This window comes from Silicimonas algicola (genome assembly GCF_003970735.1).
GTDB classification, from domain to species: Bacteria; Pseudomonadota; Alphaproteobacteria; order Rhodobacterales; family Rhodobacteraceae; genus Silicimonas; species Silicimonas algicola.
This window is the reverse complement of the sequence record NZ_CP034588.1, coordinates 38,664-57,415: the sequence shown is the minus strand read 5'-3', so window position 1 is coordinate 57,415 and position 18,752 is coordinate 38,664. Positions and strand designations below refer to the sequence as shown.

20 protein-coding genes are annotated in these 18,752 nt (G+C 64.4%); 9 read left to right on the top strand and 11 right to left on the bottom strand.

Going from position 1 to position 18,752, the window contains the following annotated elements; genetic code table 11:
* Positions 1-40 precede the first annotated feature (40 nt).
* From EF888_RS00295 to EF888_RS00280, 4 genes are all read right to left on the bottom strand, one after another.
* Positions 41-1,081, bottom strand: coding sequence for a TRAP transporter substrate-binding protein (locus EF888_RS00295; protein ID WP_109759321.1), 1,041 nt, complete (start codon positions 1,079-1,081; stop codon positions 41-43).
* Between the two features lie 68 nt (positions 1,082-1,149).
* Positions 1,150-2,475 (bottom strand): TRAP transporter large permease, encoded by a 1,326-nt coding sequence (locus EF888_RS00290; protein WP_109759320.1) that lies wholly within the window; start codon positions 2,473-2,475, stop codon positions 1,150-1,152.
* Positions 2,475-3,011, bottom strand: coding sequence for a TRAP transporter small permease subunit (locus EF888_RS00285; RefSeq protein WP_109759319.1), 537 nt, complete (start codon positions 3,009-3,011; stop codon positions 2,475-2,477). Before EF888_RS00285 ends, EF888_RS00290 begins: the two co-directional genes overlap by 1 nt.
* Positions 3,008-3,787 carry an N-formylglutamate amidohydrolase gene (locus EF888_RS00280; RefSeq protein ID WP_109759318.1) on the bottom strand — a complete coding sequence of 260 codons (780 nt, stop codon included), beginning with the start codon at positions 3,785-3,787 and terminating at the stop codon, positions 3,008-3,010. The genes EF888_RS00285 and EF888_RS00280 overlap by 4 nt, the downstream gene beginning before the upstream one ends.
* A gap of 94 nt (positions 3,788-3,881) precedes the next feature.
* On the opposite strand from EF888_RS00280, the gene EF888_RS00275 reads away from it, so the two are divergent.
* Entirely contained in the window at positions 3,882-4,748 is an 867-nt protein-coding gene (locus tag EF888_RS00275) for a MurR/RpiR family transcriptional regulator (protein ID WP_109759317.1), read from the top strand.
* Here EF888_RS00275 and EF888_RS00270 read toward each other — a convergent pair.
* Together EF888_RS00270 and EF888_RS00265 are read right to left on the bottom strand one after the other, a co-directional pair.
* Entirely contained in the window at positions 4,745-5,635 is an 891-nt protein-coding gene (locus EF888_RS00270; protein ID WP_109759316.1) for a cation diffusion facilitator family transporter, read from the bottom strand. The genes EF888_RS00275 and EF888_RS00270 overlap by 4 nt on opposite strands.
* A 62-nt stretch (positions 5,636-5,697) precedes the next feature.
* A complete protein-coding gene (locus tag EF888_RS00265; RefSeq protein ID WP_241239758.1) occupies positions 5,698-6,132 on the bottom strand; it encodes a MarR family winged helix-turn-helix transcriptional regulator in 435 nt (144 codons plus the stop codon).
* A 63-nt stretch (positions 6,133-6,195) separates the two neighbouring features.
* On the opposite strand from EF888_RS00265, the gene hmgA reads away from it, so the two are divergent.
* The 7 genes from hmgA (at position 6,196) to phbB (ending at position 13,722) form a co-directional block, all read left to right on the top strand.
* Entirely contained in the window at positions 6,196-7,554 is a 1,359-nt protein-coding gene (gene hmgA, locus EF888_RS00260; protein ID WP_109759314.1) for a homogentisate 1,2-dioxygenase, read from the top strand.
* Positions 7,555-7,621: 67 nt separating this feature from the next.
* Positions 7,622-8,878 (top strand): fumarylacetoacetase, encoded by a 1,257-nt coding sequence (gene fahA / locus EF888_RS00255; RefSeq protein WP_109759313.1) that lies wholly within the window; start codon positions 7,622-7,624, stop codon positions 8,876-8,878.
* A complete protein-coding gene (locus tag EF888_RS00250) occupies positions 8,875-9,825 on the top strand; it encodes an MBL fold metallo-hydrolase (protein ID WP_109759312.1) in 951 nt (316 codons plus the stop codon). Before fahA ends, EF888_RS00250 begins: the two co-directional genes overlap by 4 nt.
* Positions 9,826-9,845: 20 nt before the next feature.
* The gene (locus tag EF888_RS00245; RefSeq protein WP_109759383.1) at positions 9,846-11,447 is read left to right on the top strand and encodes an FAD-dependent oxidoreductase; all 1,602 of its coding nucleotides are present in this window, start codon (positions 9,846-9,848) and stop codon (positions 11,445-11,447) included.
* The gene (locus EF888_RS00240) at positions 11,447-11,641 is read left to right on the top strand and encodes a DUF2783 domain-containing protein (protein WP_109759311.1); all 195 of its coding nucleotides are present in this window, start codon (positions 11,447-11,449) and stop codon (positions 11,639-11,641) included. The genes EF888_RS00245 and EF888_RS00240 overlap by 1 nt, the downstream gene beginning before the upstream one ends.
* Positions 11,642-11,743: 102 nt before the next feature.
* Positions 11,744-12,919: an acetyl-CoA C-acetyltransferase gene (locus tag EF888_RS00235; RefSeq protein ID WP_109759310.1), complete on the top strand. Its 1,176-nt coding sequence runs from the start codon at positions 11,744-11,746 to the stop codon at positions 12,917-12,919.
* 80 nt (positions 12,920-12,999) lie between these two features.
* The gene (gene phbB / locus EF888_RS00230; protein WP_109759309.1) at positions 13,000-13,722 is read left to right on the top strand and encodes an acetoacetyl-CoA reductase; all 723 of its coding nucleotides are present in this window, start codon (positions 13,000-13,002) and stop codon (positions 13,720-13,722) included.
* Between the two features lie 142 nt (positions 13,723-13,864).
* On the opposite strand, the gene EF888_RS00225 is transcribed toward phbB, so the two are convergent.
* The 3 genes from EF888_RS00225 to EF888_RS00215 all read right to left on the bottom strand — a co-directional run bounded on the left by EF888_RS00225 (position 13,865) and on the right by EF888_RS00215 (position 15,095).
* Positions 13,865-14,032 (bottom strand): YdcH family protein, encoded by a 168-nt coding sequence (locus tag EF888_RS00225; protein ID WP_109759308.1) that lies wholly within the window; start codon positions 14,030-14,032, stop codon positions 13,865-13,867.
* 101 nt (positions 14,033-14,133) lie between these two features.
* A complete protein-coding gene (locus tag EF888_RS00220) occupies positions 14,134-14,883 on the bottom strand; it encodes a tRNA1(Val) (adenine(37)-N6)-methyltransferase (RefSeq protein ID WP_109759307.1) in 750 nt (249 codons plus the stop codon).
* Positions 14,880-15,095: a putative signal transducing protein gene (locus EF888_RS00215; protein WP_109759306.1), complete on the bottom strand. Its 216-nt coding sequence runs from the start codon at positions 15,093-15,095 to the stop codon at positions 14,880-14,882. Before EF888_RS00215 ends, EF888_RS00220 begins: the two co-directional genes overlap by 4 nt.
* Before the next feature lie 55 nt (positions 15,096-15,150).
* Between EF888_RS00215 and EF888_RS00210 the strand changes: the two genes are divergently transcribed.
* On the top strand, positions 15,151-16,155 hold the full coding sequence (locus EF888_RS00210) for a polyprenyl synthetase family protein (RefSeq protein WP_109759305.1): 1,005 nt from the start codon (positions 15,151-15,153) through the stop codon (positions 16,153-16,155).
* Here EF888_RS00210 and EF888_RS00205 read toward each other — a convergent pair.
* Both EF888_RS00205 and EF888_RS00200 read right to left on the bottom strand, forming a co-directional pair.
* Positions 16,148-17,008: a 4-(cytidine 5'-diphospho)-2-C-methyl-D-erythritol kinase gene (locus EF888_RS00205; RefSeq protein ID WP_109759304.1), complete on the bottom strand. Its 861-nt coding sequence runs from the start codon at positions 17,006-17,008 to the stop codon at positions 16,148-16,150. The genes EF888_RS00210 and EF888_RS00205 overlap by 8 nt on opposite strands.
* Positions 16,998-18,707: a tetratricopeptide repeat protein gene (locus EF888_RS00200; protein ID WP_338143045.1), complete on the bottom strand. Its 1,710-nt coding sequence runs from the start codon at positions 18,705-18,707 to the stop codon at positions 16,998-17,000. The genes EF888_RS00205 and EF888_RS00200 overlap by 11 nt, the downstream gene beginning before the upstream one ends.
* Positions 18,708-18,752: the final 45 nt, after the last annotated feature.

Sequence of the window (18,752 nt, the reverse complement as noted above, 5' to 3'; positions counted from 1 at the left end):
CTTGCCAAGCCCGCGTCCCTTGTCGGAACGCGCCGCGGTGTCAGGCCTTGCCGTAGCGGTAGGGCCGTCCAGCCGCCTGCATGTCGGCATTGTACTTCTTGAAGATCTCCACGACCTTCGCCTTGGTCTCGGACTCTGCCGCGATCTCGTCCCAGAACACTTGCGCGGCCTGCTCGACCGTATCCCACTCTTCGTCGGGAATCGTTGTCAGCTCCATCTTGGTGCCGTTGACGCGCAGGTCGGCCTCACCGCCCCAATACCAGTACTGCCGGTAATAGTGCGACTGGTCGCAGCAAACGGTGAACAGCGTCTTCAGGTCGTCCGGCAGCTCTTCCCACCTGTCGTTGTTGGCGAAGAAGTGGCCGATCCAGGCGCCGGAGATGTTGTTGGTCAGGAAGTAGTTGGTCACGTCGGCCCAGCCTACGGTGTAGTCCTCGGTGATCCCCGACCAGGCGATGCCGTCCAACTCGCCGGTCTGCACCGCGACCTCGATGTCCTCCCACGGCAGGGTGACCGGCACGACACCGAACTGGGTAAGGAAGCGGCCGGCGGTCGGGAAGGTGAAGACGCGCTTGCCGTTCAGGTCGGCCAGGCTGCGGATCGGGTCCTTCGTTGCGAAGTGGCAGGGATCCCAGGCTCCGGCGCTGATGTGCTTGATGCCGACTTTGGCGTACTCTGCCTCCCAGATCTCCTTCAGACCGTACCGGCTGAAGAGGACGGGCACGTCGAGAGAGTAGCGCGAGCCGAAGGGGAAATAGCCGCCGAAGACCGTCACCTCGGTCGGCGAGGCCATCGAGTCGTCGTCCGACTGCACGGCGTCGATGGTGCCGCGCTGCATCGCCTGGAACAGCTCTCCCGTGGGCACAAGCTGGTCGGCATAGAAGGTCTCGATCTGCATCCGGTCGCCCGCGATCTGGTTGAACATCGCGATAGCCGGGTCGAGGACGTGCTCGGCGAGCGCCGGACCGGCATAGGTCTGAAGCCGCCAGGTGATGGTCGACTGCGCCAGGGCAGGCGCGGCCAAGGGCGCCGCGGCTGCACCGGCGGCAGCCGTCGTAAGGAACTTGCGTCTCGTGGTCATGGTCGTCTTCCTCTCTGTCATTGCGTTTGTTCTCCGGCGGTTTGGCCCGCCGTGTCTTTTCGTTCGATTCAGTTTCCGTACACCTGCCCCGGCAGCCACAGCGCGATCTGCGGGAAGATCATCACCACCGTCAGCGCCAGGATCATCACCAGAACGAAGGGCGTGACCGAGGCGTAGATGTCCCGGATCGAAATCTCGGGCGGAGCCATGGCGCGCATCAGGAACAGGTTATATCCGAAGGGCGGGGTCATGTAGGCGATCTGCGTCGTGATCGTGTAAAGGACGCCGTACCAGATCAAGTCGAAGCCGAGGGCCGCGACAAGCGGCACGTAAAGCGGCGCGACGATCACGAGCATCGCTGTATCGTCCAGGAACGTCCCCATCAGGATGAACGAAAGCTGCATCAGGATCAGGATCATCCACGGACTCAGTCCCAGCTTCTCGGTGAAGAGCGACTCGATGGCCTTTACCGCGCCGAGGCCGTCGAACACCGCGCCGAAGGCCAGGGCCGCGAGGATGATCCACATGAACATGCAGGTGATGCCAAGCGTGTTGCGCACGCTCGTCTGGAAAACCTGCCGCGTCATCCGGCCCTTCAGAACAGCGGCGAGGAAGGCCGCCAGAGCACCCACGGCCGAGCTTTCGACAAGCGAGGTCCAACCGTTGATGAAGGGCACCATCATCGCAAGGAAAATGCCGATCGGCAGAAGTCCCGCCGACAAAAGCCGCAGTTTCTCGGCGCGGGGCACATTGCGCTCCTCGGGCGGCAGGACCGGTCCGAGCGACGGGGTGATGGCGCAGCGGATGACGATGTAGGCTATGAACATGCCCGCCATCATCAGCCCGGGCAGCACCCCCGCGAGCCAGAGCTGCCCCACCGGCTGCCGCGCGATCATGGCATAAAGCACCAGCACCACCGAAGGCGGCACGAGGATTCCCAGGGAAGAGCCCGCCTGGATCACTCCTGTGACCATCCTCTTGTCGTAGTTACGCTTGAGAAGCTCCGGAAGCGCGATGGTCGCACCGATCGCCATGCCCGCGACCGAAAGTCCGTTCATCGCCGAGATGAGGACCATCAGTCCGATGGTGCCGACGGCAAGCCCGCCGGACAGTCCCCCCATCCATACGTGGAACATGCGGTATAGGTCGTCGGCGATCCGGCTTTCCGACAACACATAGCCCATGAAAATGAACATCGGCAGCGTCAGAAGCGGATACCATTTCATCAGCTTCATCGCCTGCGCAAAGCCCAGATCATAACCGCCCCGGTCGCCCCACAGGAAGAAGGCCGCGATGACTGCGACAAAGCCGATGGCGCCGAAGACGCGCTGGCCGGTCAGCAGCATCAGCATCATCGACGCGAACATCAGCAGGGCGATGGCTTCATAGGGCATCAGGCGCCGGCCTCCACCGCGACGCCCTTCAGGCGGAGGATATCCTTGAACAACTCGCTGACGGCCTGAAGAAGCATCAGCAGGATGCCGACGACCATGATCGTCTTGATAGGCCAGAGATAGGGACGCCAGGCGGTCGGGCTGCGCTCGCCGCCGTACTGGAAGGAATACATCAGGCTGTCCCAACCGCCCCAGAGCAGGAAGACGAGGTAAACGATCAGAAAGAGCACGGTGATGGCGTCGACCTCGGCTTTCCGCCGATCGGTCCATTCTCCGTACAGAAGGTCCATCCGCACGTTCGACCCAAGCTGGATCGAATAGGGACCGCCGAGGACGTAATACGCGACCATGGCGAACTGCGCCATCTCGAGCGTCCAGACCGACGGGTTGATGTCGAAGCCCAGATCGCTGCCGACCTTCGAAAACGTGGACCAGAGCAGGATCCCCATCATCACGAAGATGCCGTACATGACGATGCGACCGATCCAGCGGTTCACGCGGTCGATGACGCGGACATAGGTCTGAAGCGCCCTCATGCGGCATTCCCGTGGGCGAAGGCCGTGGTCAGCATCAGGGTCAGGGCATCCGCGATGCGCGCAACCGCAGCCTCCTCTGTCAGAAGATCGTTGCGGACCTCGACCATGACATTTGAGAGGCTTCGAGCGGTCCCGTGTTTCCTTAGCGTATGCGTAACGCCGTCCGCCGCCGAATAGGGCATGTTCAACTCCACCTTCGGCGTCGGTCCCGCGGCTGCCAGCATGGCGGTCGCAAGCGACGCATCGGCATCGTGCAGGAGGCCGATTTCGGTCGAGCGAGGCTCACCATTCCAGGAGGGTGTGAAGCTGTGGACGGTTACGAGAGCGGGCAGCGAGGCGAAGCCGTCAAGGACGCGCTCCACCTCTGCATGGAACGGTTCATAGACCTCGTGGACCCGTGCCGCGCGTTCGGACGCCGTCAGGTCGCGGTTGCCCGGGATCTCGATCCGTTCGGTTCGCGACGGGCAGGCGTCCAGCGCCTCGGGCGGGCGATTGCAGTCATGCACCAGCCGCGACACCCGCGACAGCACAAGCGGCGCGTCGAGCAGCGCGGACAAACGCCGCGCCAAGGCTTCGGCACCGGGATCCCAGACCGCGTGCGACAGTCGGTCGACGTCGCTCAGTCCAAGGTTGCCGAGGCTGGCGGGAACGCGCGGGCTCGCATGTTCGCACACGATGCAGACCTCACCTCGACCGCCCGGGTTCACGACCTGGGCAACGGGTCCGTCCTCGGTACCCAGAATCTTGGAAGCGGCTGATTTGGTCACGGGAAACATTAGTTACAGGCCCGATTCACCTGTCAAGAAACTTTCGTAGACGTCGCTACGCCCCAGCGCTACCCTGAAGCGATTGCTACAGCAGGCTGATCGCGTGACCCGCAAACCGATCGTCAAGGAACTGATCCAGGACCAGACCGCCGTGCTGACGCCGGCCGAGCGGCAACTGACCGACGCGCTTCTGCGCGACTACCCGGTCGCCGGTCTCCAATCCATCACGAGGCTGGCCGAAGCGGCCAGTGTATCAACCCCCACGGTCATTCGTCTCGCGCGAAAGCTCGGGTTCGACGGCTTCCCCGAACTACAGGAGGCCTTGAGGGACGAAGCGTCGGCCCAGATCAAGCAACCCATCCTCAAGCGCGAAGGCTGGCCCGAGGGCCGAACCGATTCCGAGGCCTTCCGCGACTTCGCCAAGGCCGTTTTCGACAACCTGAACCACACAATCGATCGGCTCGACCCCGCGACCTTCGACGCCATCGCCAAGCTTCTCGCCGACCCCCGGCGCCCCATCTATCTGTCGGGCGGCAGGATCACGCGGTCGAATGCCGACTACTTCTTCAACCACCTCCAGATCATCCGGCCCGGCGTGACCCTGTTGTCCCAGTCGGCAAACGTCTGGCCGCAGTACCTTCTCGACATGGACCGCCGATCCGTCCTGATCCTGTTCGACATCCGCCGCTACGAAGGCGAGCTGATGAAGCTCGCCAGCCTCGCGCAGGACCGCGAGGCGACCATCGTCCTCTTCACCGACCAGTGGGGGTCGCCGATCTCGCGGATCGCCACGCACGTCGTGAACGCGATGGTCGAAGTGCCGTCGAGCTGGGATTCGACCATCGCCGTGAACCTGATCGTCGAGGCGCTGATCGCCGAGGTGCAGAGCCGCAGGTGGGAAAAGGCCAAGGACCGGATCGCGGATCTCGAGAAAATGTTTCAGGCGACGCGGATCTTCCGGAAGTCCTAGTCGATCACGACGATGCCGCTGTGCTTCGACTTGTGCTCGGGTTCGACGTGGATATTCACGCGGATGTCCGGCACGGCCTTTCGCAGAGCTGCCTCGACCCTGTCGCAGATCTCGTGCGCGTCGTAGACGGTCATCTCTCCCGGCACGACCAAATGGAACTCCGCGAAGGTTGCGCTGCCGGCGTGGCGCGTCTTGAGGTCGTGCGCCTCGACGGCGCCGGCGGCCTCGGTCGAGATGATGTCGCGGATGCGGGTGAGCGTCTTCTCGGGCACCGCCTCGTCCATGAGTCCGCTCAGCGACTCCTTCACCACCCGCCAGCCCGACCACAGGATGTTGACCGCGACAAGCGCCGCCATCAGCGGGTCGAGGATCCACCAGCCCGTCACGAAGGCCAGGAGGACGCCGACAGCCACCCCGGAGGAAGTGACAACGTCGGTCCACAGATGCCGCCCGTCCGCAACCAGCGCGGGCGACTTCAGCAGTCGTCCACGCCGGACGAGGACCGTCGCCCAGATGCCGTTCAGGACCGTCGCGCCGATGTTGACGAGAAGACCCTCGATCGGCGCGTCCAGAACGCGGGGGGCCATGAACCCGTGGTACGCCTCGCGGAAGATGAACAGCGCCGCGACGATGATCATCACGCCTTCCAGAACGGCGCTGAAGAACTCCGCCTTGTGGTGACCGAACGGGTGGTTCGCGTCGGCCGGACGAGCCGCGATCCGAACCGCCACGAGGGCGGCGAAGGCTGTCGCGAGGTTGACGATGCTTTCCAACGCATCGGACAGAAGCGCCACCGACCCCGTGATCCACCACGCGAGGGTCTTGAGACCGAGGACAAGGCATCCGACCAGGACACTGCCGATGGCAAGTTTCAGTGTGAGGTGCATGGAATCCCCGGAATGTGTCCAGACACTAGCGACCCGATGCGCCGAAATGAAGGTCGAAGCCGTCAGTCACGGCCGAGGAGTCGATCTATGCCTTTTTCGAACCCGTCGAGGACCGCTCCCAGCCTGTTCTCGATGTCGTCCTGATAGGCTTGCGCCAGGGGAAGAAGCTCCTGCATCAATTCATGCCCCTGCGCAGTCAACGAAAGGCGAACAAGCCGGCGGTCCACGGCGTTCGGCGTCTTTCGGATGTAACCCGCCTCTTCCAGTCGGCTTGCCGCACGGCTGACCTTCGGTCGCTCCATCGCCACGCGGGCCTCGATATCGCGGACGGAGACGTCGCCGGCCTGGGCGAGATGAACGAGAACCCTCCACTCCGGGATCGAGATGCCAAAGCGTGCGCGGTACTGCCGCGCCAGTTCCTCGCTGGTCTTCTGCGCCGCGACCGCCAGCCGGTAAGGCGTGAAGCGCGACAGGTCGAAAGGCGGGAGATCCTCCATGTCGGGGACCATAGAGTTGACTTCGTTGCAAATGCAACGATTATCGAGGCAAGGAGATCGCCCATGACTCGACACGAGCTTCCCGCCGGAATGGTCCGTGCCCCCGACCGCACCGGCACGCACGACGGCTATATGCCCGGCTTCGGCAACGATTTCGAAACCGAGGCCCTGCCGGGTGCGTTGCCGCAAGGGATGAACTCGCCGCAGAAGTGCGAGTACGGTCTCTATGGCGAGCAGCTTTCCGGCACCGCCTTCACCGCGCCGTCGCATCAGAACGAACGGACCTGGTGCTACCGTATCCGGCCCTCGGTCAAGCACACGCACCGCTTCCGAAAGATCGCCCTACCCTACTGGAAATCCGCCCCGCTGGTCGATCCGGACATCGTCTCGCTTGGACAATATCGCTGGAACCCGGTGCCCCATTCAGAGGGTCTAACGTGGCTGACCGGCATGCGCACGATGACCACGGCCGGGGACGTCAACACCCAGGTCGGCATGGCAGCGCATATCTACCTCGTCACCGACAGCATGGTGGACGCCTATTTCTACTCTGCCGACAGCGAGCTTCTGATCGTGCCGCAAGAGGGCCGGCTTCGGTTCTGCACCGAGCTCGGCGTCATCGACCTTGCCCCCCAGGAGATCGCAGTGATCCCGCGCGGCCTCGTCTACCGCGTCGAGGTGCTGGACGGTCCGGCGCGCGGGTTCGTATGCGAGAACTACGGTCAGAAATTCCAGCTTCCGGGGCGCGGGCCGATTGGGGCGAACTGCATGGCCAACCGTCGCGACTTCAAGACGCCGGTCGCCGCATTCGAGGACCGCGAAACGCCGTCCACTGTCACGGTGAAGTGGGGCGGGCATTTCCACGAGACCCACATCGGGCACTCGCCCCTCGATGTCGTGGCCTGGCACGGCAACTACGCTCCGGTGAAGTACGACCTGACGACCTATTGCCCGGTCGGCGCGATCCTCTTCGATCATCCCGATCCCTCGATCTTTACGGTGCTCACCGCGCCCTCCGGCGTCGAGGGCACGGCCAACATCGACTTCGTTCTCTTCCGCGAGCGCTGGCTGGTGGCCGAGGACACCTTCCGTCCGCCCTGGTATCACAAGAACGTCATGTCCGAGCTGATGGGCAACATTTACGGCCAGTACGACGCAAAGCCGCAGGGCTTCGTTCCGGGGGGCATGTCGCTCCACAACATGATGCTGCCGCATGGCCCGGACCGCGAGGCGTTCGAGAAGGCGTCGAACGCCGAGCTTGCCCCGCACAAACTCGACAATACCATGTCCTTCATGTTCGAGACGCGTTTTCCCCAGCACCTCACGCCCTTCGCGGCGACAGAGGCACCCTTGCAGGACGACTACATCGACTGCTGGTCGGACCTCGAGAAGAAGTTCGACGGCACTCCGGGAAAGAAGTGACGGTCTGCAAGGGAGACCGCTTCGTGGCGGAAGATGCGTATTTTGTAAGAGATGAAGGGGTGGCCGCATGAGCCTTCTACGAAGCTGGATCGAGAGCGCGAACGCGCCCGAGGGTGACTTTCCGCTGAACAATCTGCCGTACGGCGTCTTCGACGACGGACGAGGCGCGCGCTGCGGTGTGGCGATCGGCGATCTGGTTCTCGACCTCGGCGCGATGGAAGCGATGTCGATGCTGCCCGCCGCCGGCTTCCAGGGTTCCGCGCTCAACGCCTTCATGGAGGCTGGCCCTGGCGTGTGGTTTCGCGTGCGAAACACGTTAACGGGACTTTTATCCGAAGGTGCCGGCGCACAGGACCAGATGCGCGACCCGCTGTACCGGCGCGACGCTGTCGCAATGCGCTTGCCCTTCCGCGTGACCGAGTACACCGACTTCTATGCAGGGCGGCATCACGCCACGAACGTGGGCACCATGTTCCGCGGCGCCGACAAGGCGCTGCCCGAGAACTGGCTGTCGCTCCCGATCGGCTACAACGGCCGAGCCTCGTCGGTCGTGGTGTCCGGCACTCCCGTGACGCGACCTTGGGGCCAGGTAAAGGGAGAGGGCTTCGACCTTCCCGTGTTCCAGCCGTCGCACCGTTTCGATTTTGAACTCGAGTTGGGCGCGGTCGTGGGCCGTCCGTCGTCTGGCATGATCTCCGTCGCGGATGCCGACGAGATGATCTTCGGCTATGTCCTCCTGAACGACTGGTCCGCACGCGACATCCAGGCCTGGGAATACCAGCCTCTCGGCCCGTTCCAGTCCAAGGCCGCCGCGACGACGATCAGCCCCTGGATCGTGACGCGCTCGGCGCTCGAGCCGTTCCGGGCCAAGACGCCGACGCGAGACAGGCCCCTTCTTCCCTATTTGCGCGAGACGAAGCCTGGGCTCTACGACATCGATCTGGAGGTGAAGCTCGCGACCCAAGATGGCGCCGAACGGACGGTCACGCGGACGAACTACCGCGAGATGTACTATTCCGCCGCGCAGCAGCTTGCACATCATGCCTCGTCCGGATGTCCGATGAGAGTGGGTGACCTGCTGGGATCTGGCACGATCTCGGGCGCGGACTCCGATTCCCGTGGCTCGATGCTGGAGCTTTCGTGGGGCGGCAAGGAGCCGCTCGACTTCGACGGACAGGCGCGAACCTTCCTGGAGGACGGCGATACCGTTACCTTCAACGGACACACGAAGGGGCGCGGGCACCGCGTCGGCTTCGGAGACTGCACAGGAACCGTCCGCCCTGCCGTTCCGCTGCCGGACTGGGCGAAAGAGGAGACGACATGACAAGAGCCTTCGCATCGCAGGGCGACACCGGCGACAAGACCGTGAGCTTCACCGAGATCGGCGATGGCCTGTACGCCTTTACCGCCGAGGGCGATCCGAACTCGGGCGTGATCGTCGGAGACGAGAGCGTGATGGTGATCGAGGCGCAGGCGACGCCGCGCCTTGCCCGGCAGGTGATCGACTGCATCCGGGGCGTGACCGACAAGCCCGTCTCGCACATCGTCCTGACGCACTACCACGCGGTCCGCGTTCTCGGCGCTTCGGCCTTCGATGCGGGACAGATCATCATGTCCGAGAAGGCGCGCTCGATGGTTGTGGAACGCGGGCAGGAGGACTGGGACAGCGAGTTCGCCCGCTTCCCCCGGCTCTTCGAAGGCCATGAGGAGATCCCCGGCCTGACCTGGCCCACGACGACGTTCCAAGGACGGATGAGTGTCTATCTGGGCAACCGGCGCGTAGACCTGATGCAGCCAGGTCGGGCGCATACGGCAGGCGATATCGTGGCCTACGTCCCGGACCAGAACGTCATGTTCACGGGCGACATCGTCGAATACCACTCGGCCTGCTACTGCGGCGACGGTCACTTCCACGATTGGACGGGGACACTGGATAACATCCGCCGCTGGAACCTCGATGCCATCGCGCCGGGTCGAGGCGACGCTCTTCTGGGCCGGAAGATGGTCGACGCCGCGCTCGACTCGACGGCCGACTTCGTGACCTCGACCTACAACGCGGTGGCCAAGGTGGCGCTGCGCGGCGGCTCTCTGAAGGACGCGATGGCGGCTTGCCGGGCGGAGTGCGACCCGAAGTTCGGCGATTATGCCATCTACGAGCACTGCCTGCCGTTCAACGTCGCCCGCGCCTATGACGAGGCCCGCGATATCGACACGCCTCGCATCTGGACCGCCGAACGCGACCGCGAGATGTGGGAGGCGCTTCAAGAGTGACGGCGAGCGTCGGTCGCGAGATGAAGGACCGCTACCGGCTGGCCTTTCGGCTTTATCCCTATGCGCGGTCGCAGGATCAGGACGCGGCGACACCGGTCCGTCACCCGGTCATCGTCATGGGAGGCGGCCCGGTCGGCATCGCGATGGCGCTTGACCTAGGGCTGCGAGGGGTTCCCGTGCTCGTCCTCGACGACCACGAGGGCGTCGGACAGGGAAGCCGCGCGATCTGCTTTTCCAAGCGCACCCTCGAAATCTGCGACAGATGGGGATGTGGCGAGGCTCTGCTGGAGAAGGGGGTCGTCTGGAACGTCGGGAAGGTCTTTCACGACGACCGCCAGGTGTTCGAGTTCAACCTTCTGCCCGAGGAAGGCCACCGCTTTCCGGCCTTCATCAACCTGCCGCAGCCGTTCTTCGAGAAGACCCTCGTGGAGAGGGTGCGTCAGGCTCAGGCCGAGGGCGCGCCGATCGAGATCAGGGGGCGCAACCGCGTGACAGCGGTCGAAGCGCGCGATGACGGCGTGACGCTGGACGTCGACACGCCGGACGGACCCTATCGCCTTCAGGCCGACTGGCTGATCGGCTGTGACGGCGCGGGATCTCCCTTGCGGGGCATGATGGGCCTCGACTTCGAGGGCCGCGTCTTCGAGGACAGTTTCCTGATCGCCGACATCCGCATGGACGGAGATTTCCCAACCGAACGCTGGTTCTGGTTCGAGCCCTGGTTCAGGTCAGGAGCCTCGACCCTGCTTCACAAGCAGCCCGACGGCATCTGGCGCGTCGACTTCCAGATCGGCTGGGAGGTGGACCGCGTCAAGGAGTTGAAGGAAGAGAACATCCGCGCCCGTCTCGACGCGATGCTGCCCGGCGTGACCTACGAGATCGTTTGGTCGTCGATCTATACCTTCCAGTGCCGCCGCATGAAGAAATTCCGGCATGGCCGCGTGATCTTCGCCGGCGACAGCGCACACCAGGTCAGCCCCTTCGGCGCGCGAGGTGCGAACTCGGGGATCCAGGATGTCGACAACCTGGGCTGGAAGCTGGCGTCCGTGATCCGCGGCGAGGCGCCGGATGCCCTTATCGACAGTTACGACGATGAGAGGCGGCATGCCGCCGACGAGAACATCCTCAAATCCACGCGCTCGACCGATTTCATCTCGCCCAAGTCCCGGATCAGCCACGTCTTCCGAAATGCCGTGCTCGATCTTGCCGAGCGTCACGCCTTCGCGCGTCCTCTGGTCAATTCCGGACGCCTCTCGGTGCCCTGCACCTACGATGGCCTGCCGCTGAACGGCGAGGATGCGCTGCCTGGCGGGCCAGCGCGGACGCGACCGGGAAGCCCCTGTCCCGATGCCCCCCTCGCGGGCGAAACCCTGCTTCGGCGTCTCGGTGGCGGTTTCACGTTGCTTTGCATCGATGCCGAAGCGCCGGAGGTCGAGGGCGTGGAACGGATTGCGCTGACGTCGACGGACGACCCGACGGGTGCGCTGTCGGACCGGTATCTTGGAGCGGCGTCGGGAGCAGTCTACCTGATCCGGCCGGACCAACACGTTGCGGCTCGGTGGGCGCGCGCGACCGCCCGAGACATTGAAGCGGCGCTGGCCCGCGCCTGCGGGAGGACGTGATGCCACTTAACACCGTCGCGAACATTCCCGATCCGGATGGCTTCTACGCCGAGCTGATCGCGGCGCACGAAGGCCTCTCCGACGACGAGAGCGTCGCCCTCAATGCCCGGTTGATCCTGCTCCTCGCGAACCATATCGGAGACCGCTCCGTCCTGCGCGAGGCGCTGGCCGAAGCACGCCGCAGGGACGGCTGACTTTCCGTGGAGGCACCTGTCGGTTGCAGCGACCGGGGGGAGCAAATACTGTCGGCCTCGACATCGCATCCGAGTCTCATCAGACCAGCAGGAGATCCCTACATGACCAACGTCGTCATTGCATCCGCCGCCCGAACCGCTGTCGGCAGCTTCAACGGGGCCTTCGCCAACACGCCCGCGCACGAACTGGGGGCGGCCATGCTGGAGGCGCTGGTGGAGCGAGCGGGGATCTCGAAGGACGAGGTTTCCGAGACGATCCTGGGACAAGTCCTGACGGCCGCGCAGGGGCAGAATCCGCCGCGCCAGGCGCATATCCTCGCCGGCCTGCCGAAGGAGGCCGCGGCCTGGGGCATCAACCAGGTCTGCGGTTCGGGCCTTCGCGCGGTGGCGCTCGGCGCCCAGCACATCCAGCTTGGAGACGCCGACATCATCTGCGCGGGCGGCCAGGAAAACATGTCGATGAGCCCCCACGCCCAGTCCATCCGGCAGGGACAGAAGATGGGCGACCTGAAGCTGATCGACACGATGATAAAGGACGGCCTCTGGGACGCCTTCAACGGCTATCACATGGGCCAGACCGCCGAGAACGTCGCGCAGCAGTGGCAGATCAGCCGCGAGCAGCAGGACGAATTCGCGCTTGCCAGCCAGAACAAGGCCGAGGCCGCGCAGAAGGCCGGCCGCTTCGATGACGAAATACTGGGCTTCACCGTCAAGACGCGGAAAGGCGACATCGTCGTCGACAAGGACGAGTACATCCGCCACGGCGCGACGCTCGAGTCGATGCAGAAGCTTCGCCCCGCGTTCGCGAAGGACGGATCGGTCACGGCCGGAAACGCCTCCGGCATCAACGATGGTGCGGCGGGCGTCCTGCTGATGAGTGCCCAGAACGCCGAGAAGCGCGGGATCGAGCCTCTTGCACGCATCGCCTCCTACGCCACCGCCGGTCTCGATCCGTCGATCATGGGTACAGGCCCCATTCCGGCCTCGCGCCGGGCGCTGGAAAAAGCCGGCTGGAAGGTCTCGGACCTTGACCTCGTGGAGGCGAACGAGGCCTTCGCGGCGCAGGCCTGCGCGGTGAACAAGGACATGGGCTGGGACCCCGAGATCGTGAACGTCAACGGCGGCGCCATCGCCATCGGTCACCCGATCGGCGCATCGGGTGCGCGAGTCCTGAATACCCTGCTCTATGAAATGAAGCGCCGTGACGCGAAGAAGGGCCTGGCCACGCTTTGCATCGGCGGCGGCATGGGCGTTGCGATGTGCGTCGAGCGCGACTGACGCAGAAGCGGCGGCGCACAATTGTTGCGCCTCCGCCATCCGCCGCGTAACATTCTTGCATAATCTGGAGGAGGACGACTATGGCCCGTGTTGCACTGATCACCGGGGGCTCGCGTGGCATCGGTGAAGCTATTTCCAAGGCTCTGAAAGCCGAAGGCTATGAGGTTGCCGCGACCTATGCGGGCAACGACGAGAAGGCCCGCGCCTTTACCGACGAGACCGGCATCAAGACGTACAAGTGGAACGTCGCCGACTATGACGCGTCGAAGGCGGGCATCGCGCAGGTCGAGGCCGACCTCGGCCCGATCGACATCGTCGTGGCGAACGCCGGCATCACCAAGGATGCGATGTTTCACCGAATGACGCCCGAGCAGTGGAAAGAGGTCATCGACACCAACCTCACGGGAGTCTTCAACACCGTCCACCCGGTCTGGCCGGGGATGCGCGATCGAAAGTTCGGCCGGGTCATCGTGATCTCGTCGATCAACGGACAGAAAGGTCAGGCGGGCCAGGTGAACTATGCCGCGACGAAGGCGGGCGACCTTGGCATCGTCAAGTCGCTCGCTCAGGAAGGCGCGCGGGCGGGCATCACGGCGAACGCGATCTGTCCCGGCTATATCGCGACCGAGATGGTGATGGCGATCGACCAGAGCGTCCGCGACAAGATCATCTCGGGCATCCCCGCCGGCCGTCTCGGCACGCCGGAGGAAATCGCCCGGATCGTGTGCTTCCTCGCGTCCGAGGACTCGGGCTTCATCAACGGCTCGACCATTTCGGCCAACGGCGCACAGTTCTTCGTCTGAGGCGGTGTTCCGTCGTCAAAGATCGGGCCGGTTCCCAGGAACCGGCCCTTTTCATTTCGTCAGTCACGACAACCGCCGGTCCACGAGTTGCCCGTGTGCAAAGCACAGGGCACGGCCGCCAAGCGGGTCTGCCGTACTGCGTTCAGTTGTCGCTGAGACGCTCGATTTCCTCTTTGATCTTGAGCTTCTGCCTCTTGAGAGCAGTGATCTGAAGGTCATCGAATGACGGCGTTCGCTGCGCCATTTCGACTTCATCAGAGAGATGTTGGTGTTTCTTGCGGAGTTCCTGAATATGGGCGTTCAGGCTCATCGTCGTCCTCCTGTTGGGTTTTCGACATATCAAGTGCAACACGAAACGCGATTCGTGTCACGTCCCGCTCCCCAGGCTGGTCCGATTTCCCTAATCCGAGCTTAATTCTTCAGCGGTAGCGCCGCGCCCTCACGCAGGATGGCCTGCGCGGCCAGCGAATAACTTTCCCCATCCGCCTCGTGGACAGCGCCGTCGTGCAGCACGAGTGGAGCGTTCAGCCGCAGCGCGCCCCGAGCGCCCTTCTTCGCCTGCACGATGACAAGCCGCGCCGGGCGGGCAGCGCGTGCGGCAAGCGGCTGGACCACAACGTCGCCCGCGCGGCCCTGGAGGGGCGCGAGACAATCGGCCAGCCGGTCGGCCCGGTGAACGACCGTAATGTAGCCGCCTGGCTTCACCCGCCGCAGCGCCGCGTCGAGCCAAAGGGCAAGTGGCGCCGTTTCTCCCCTGCCGGCCTCGCGATGAGGGTCCCAGGCTTCGCTGCCATTTCTGCGGTCGAAGAACGGCGGATTGGTCATCACATGATCGAAAGACGCCGATGCCAGTTCCGGAGTTGGAAAGAACGCATCGGCCTCGAGCACGCGCGCGTCGAAGCCGTTGGCGTCAAGATTTGCCCGCGCCAGTCCGACCGATGCCGCATCGTTCTCGACGCCGGTCACGCTCAGGCCTTCCACGCGCGAGAGGAGACACAGCATGGCCACCCCTGCTCCGCAGCCGAGGTCCAGAATCGATTGCCCTGGTCTGGCGGAGACAGCCGCGGCCAAAAACACGGGATCGGCACCTGCGCGGTACCCGCTGACGGGTTGAAACACGGACAGGCGGCCGCCCAGGAACCGATCGGTCTGCGCGATCACATGCCCGTCTCCACGTCGTTGTCCCTCAGGACCGCCGACGCGCGGAAGTGGTCGGAGTCCCTGACCATCAACCTGCGCGGAAGGATTCCAAGCGACCCCTCAAGGACACTCATATGGACGTCCATCTGAAAGCAGTCTATACCCTCGCCGTCGAGAAGGGCCGTGACGAAGGCGATCACTGTCGGATCCGTGGTGCGCAAGAGCTCTCTCATGGGATGGAAATAAGGACAGGTCGCCCGTGTTGTCGAGCGGTCTGATGCGCTTTTGATGAGCCTGGACACCGAGACGTCCTCCAAGCCGCACGAAAGGCTGGCTGCCGTCCTCCAGGACGATCTCGCGGCGGTCGATCGGCTGATCCGCGAACGGATGGCCTCCGAGACCGCACCGCGCATTCCCGAGGTCACCGCGCACCTCGTCAATGCAGGCGGCAAGCGGGTGCGTCCGATGCTGACGCTCGCCTCGGCGCGGCTCTGCGGCTATGAGGGCGAGAACCACCACAGGCTTGCCGCGACCGTCGAGTTCATCCACACGGCGACACTTCTGCATGACGATGTCGTCGACGAAAGCCGCCAGCGGCGGGGCAGGCCAACGGCGAACCTTCTGTGGGACAACAAATCCTCGGTTCTCGTCGGCGACTACCTCTTCGCGCGGTCCTTCAAGCTGATGGTCGAGACGGGTTCTCTGCGCGTCCTCGACATCCTGTCCGACGCCGCTGCGACGATCGCTGAAGGCGAGGTTCTCCAACTGACCGCGGCCGCGAACCTTTCGACCACGGAAGACATCTATCTGAAGGTCGTGCGTGGAAAGACGGCCGCCCTGTTCGCCGCCGCGAGCGAGGTCGGCGGTGTCATAGCAGGAGTGGAAGAAGCGCAGGTTTCGGCGCTCCGGACGTACGGCGATGCTCTTGGTATCGCGTTCCAGATGGCGGACGATCTTCTCGACTACGAAGGCGACGTGGCGCTGACGGGCAAGAACCTGGGCGATGATTTCCGCGAACGCAAGCTGACGCTGCCGGTCATCAAGGCTGTTGCCAGAAGCGACCCAGAGGAGCGGTCGTTCTGGAAACGGACCATAGAGAAGGGCGACCAGCGGGACGGCGATCTGGCGCAAGCGATGGACCTGATCCGGCGCCACGGGACTCTGGAGGACACGCGAAGCGAGGCGCTGGCGTGGTCGGCCCAGGCGAAATCCGCACTTGAGGTGCTGCCTGAACACGAGCTTCGCGACTTGATGGCGGACTTGGCCGACTACGTCGTCGCCCGGATCAGTTGATCGCGGTCATCCTGACCCACCACTGCGGATAGTCGTGAGCCAGCGTCTCGGCGGCCCTGTGTGCGGCAGCAGCCGACTTGAACAGGCCCCAGCATGTGCTGCCCGAACCCGACATGTCGGCTTTCCGGCAGCCTGGTGAAGATCGCAGCGCCTCGAGGACATGCCCTATCTCGGCGACCTCTTCCGTCGCGCAGGCTGTCAGGTCGTTTCCCTGACCGGACAGCCACGCATGAAACGCCTCGAAGTCCCAACCCATCCTCATCTCGTCCATCGAGAGGGCGTCGGCCCCGCGAATACTGCCCAACAACGAGAACACCCTTGGCGTCGATACGTGCCGACCGGGATTGACCAGGACGAGCCAAAGCGGCGGCAGCGGCGGCACAGGGTCCAGACGCTCTCCGATGCCCCTCATCCTCATGGGAGCCGGCCCGGCCATGCAGGCCGGTACATCGGCGCCGAGATTCAGGGTTTCCGCCGGTGTCGGTGGCGGGACCTTCCAGAGGAGAGCCAGCGCCTTCAGGGCAGCCGCAGCATCCGCCGAGCCTCCCCCGATACCTGCACCATGCGGGAGGGTCTTCTCGAGCCGCAGACGCGCGCCAGCCTGGACCGCCCGCAAGCTTTGCAGATGACGTGCGGCACGAACCACGAGGTTGGTCTCGTCGGTCGGCACGCCTTTGCGAAACGGACCTTCGACCGTCAGTTCCAGGCGGTCTGCGGCCTCGACGTGAATGACATCGCCCACGTCCCGGGCGAAGACGACCAGACTGTCCAGAAGGTGATATCCGTCGGTCCGCCGACCGATGACATGAAGCGTCAGGTTGATCTTCGCGGGCGCGAAAACCTCAACCGTCATTCGCGACCTTCTGCAAGGGCGCCGCGCCTTCCTCCTCGAGCACCTTGTCGAGGCCGACCTCGAGCTTGCGCCTGATGCGGTCGGCGTCCACGTCACCCGTGTCGTTATCCTCCGAGGTGAAGGACAGCGCGCGCTGCCACTGGAACTGCGCCTCGCGCTTGCGGCCGACAGCCCAGTAGACGTCGCCAAGGTGGTCGTTGACGATGGGATCGATGGCCATGCGCTCGACGGCCTTCTCCATATGGCCGACCGCCTCCTCGTAGCGGCCGAGGCGGTAGAGGCCCCAACCGAGGGAGTCGATGATGTAACCCGAGTCCGGTCGCAGGGCGACGGCCCGCTCGATCAGTTCCAGCGCCTCTTCGTAATTTTCGTCCTTCTCGAGATAAGAATAGCCCAGATAGTTCATCACCTGCGGCTGCTCCGGCCGCAACTCAAGCGCCTTGCGGAAATCGGCCTCGGCCTTTTCCCACTCATCGGTCCGCTCGTACGAGATGCCGCGCGCAAAAAAGATGATCCAGTGCTGCTCTTCGGGCTTCTCGATCAGGGCGATGGCATCCGAGTAGGGGCCGATGGCCTCGGCGAAACGATCCATGCCCCGCAGCGTGTCGCCGAGCGTGACGTGGACGAGCGGCAGCTCCGAGTGGCTCTTGGCGAGCTGGCGCAGAACCTCGATCGCGGCATCCTCGCGGCCGGCCTGCCTTAACGCCTCGGCGCGGCCCAATTCGGCGGAGTGGAACGCGGGGTCTTCGCGCGGTACGGTATCGTAGACCTGGGTCGCGAGGTCGAAGCGGCCAAGTGACTCCAGAAGCTCTGCCGTCATCAGCAAAGCGTCCATGTGATCGGGACGCAGAGCTAGCGCCATGCGCGTATAGATCAGGGTATAGTCTTCCTGCGCCTCGCTGCGCAGCGCGCTGGCAATCGAGAAGTACACCTCGGCAAGTCCGTCGACAGGCGTGCGGACGGCATCGAAGGCCAAAGTCTCGCCGGCTGCGAGGCGGTCTCGCATCGTTTCGAGATAGGGATCGAGCGAGGTGCCGAAGCTTTCCTCGATCAGATCGAGCGCGTCCTGGTTCCGTTCAAGCTGGCTCAGAACCTCGGCATAGGCGACGACGCCCCTGCGGGTCACGCGGATGGTGCGTCCGCTCTCGCCCGAGAAGAGTTCGGCCGCGCCTTCGAAGTCACCGACCGACGCGAGGGCAAGCGCCTTGTGGTAGAGCCCGAAGGCCTCGACGCCTTCGTTCGAGGCGACCCCGTCGAAGGCGGTCAGGGCCTCGGTCATCTGTCCGTCGCCGACCAGGGCCCAGGCTTTTGCGAGACCGTCGAAAAGCGGTCCGACCTTCATGCCCCCGTCGATGCCGGACACGATGCCCTTCCAGTCGTCGCGCCGCGCCAGGTCGCCGATCAGCATGAGACCGACGAGTTGGTTCTCGGACTTCGCCTCGAAGGCACGACGCGCGATCTGGGCCGCGCGGTCAAGGTCGCCAAGGCCGAGGTAGGCCGTCGCCGCGTTCTCGAGCAGAGGGACGTTCGAGGGGTCGCGCACGATGGCGCGGGCATAGTAGTCCGCCGCCTCGTCGAAGTCGCTCGACAGCATCGCCGAGCGCGCCGCCAGGTATCCACCCGCGTCCTGAGCCACGGCGACGGGCGCCGAAAGCGTTGCAAGAAGTGCGAGTGTCATCGTGATGCGGGCCATCGCCATGCCGGTATCCCTGCTGTTTCGCCGGAGAGCCTAGTGCCGCCCCGG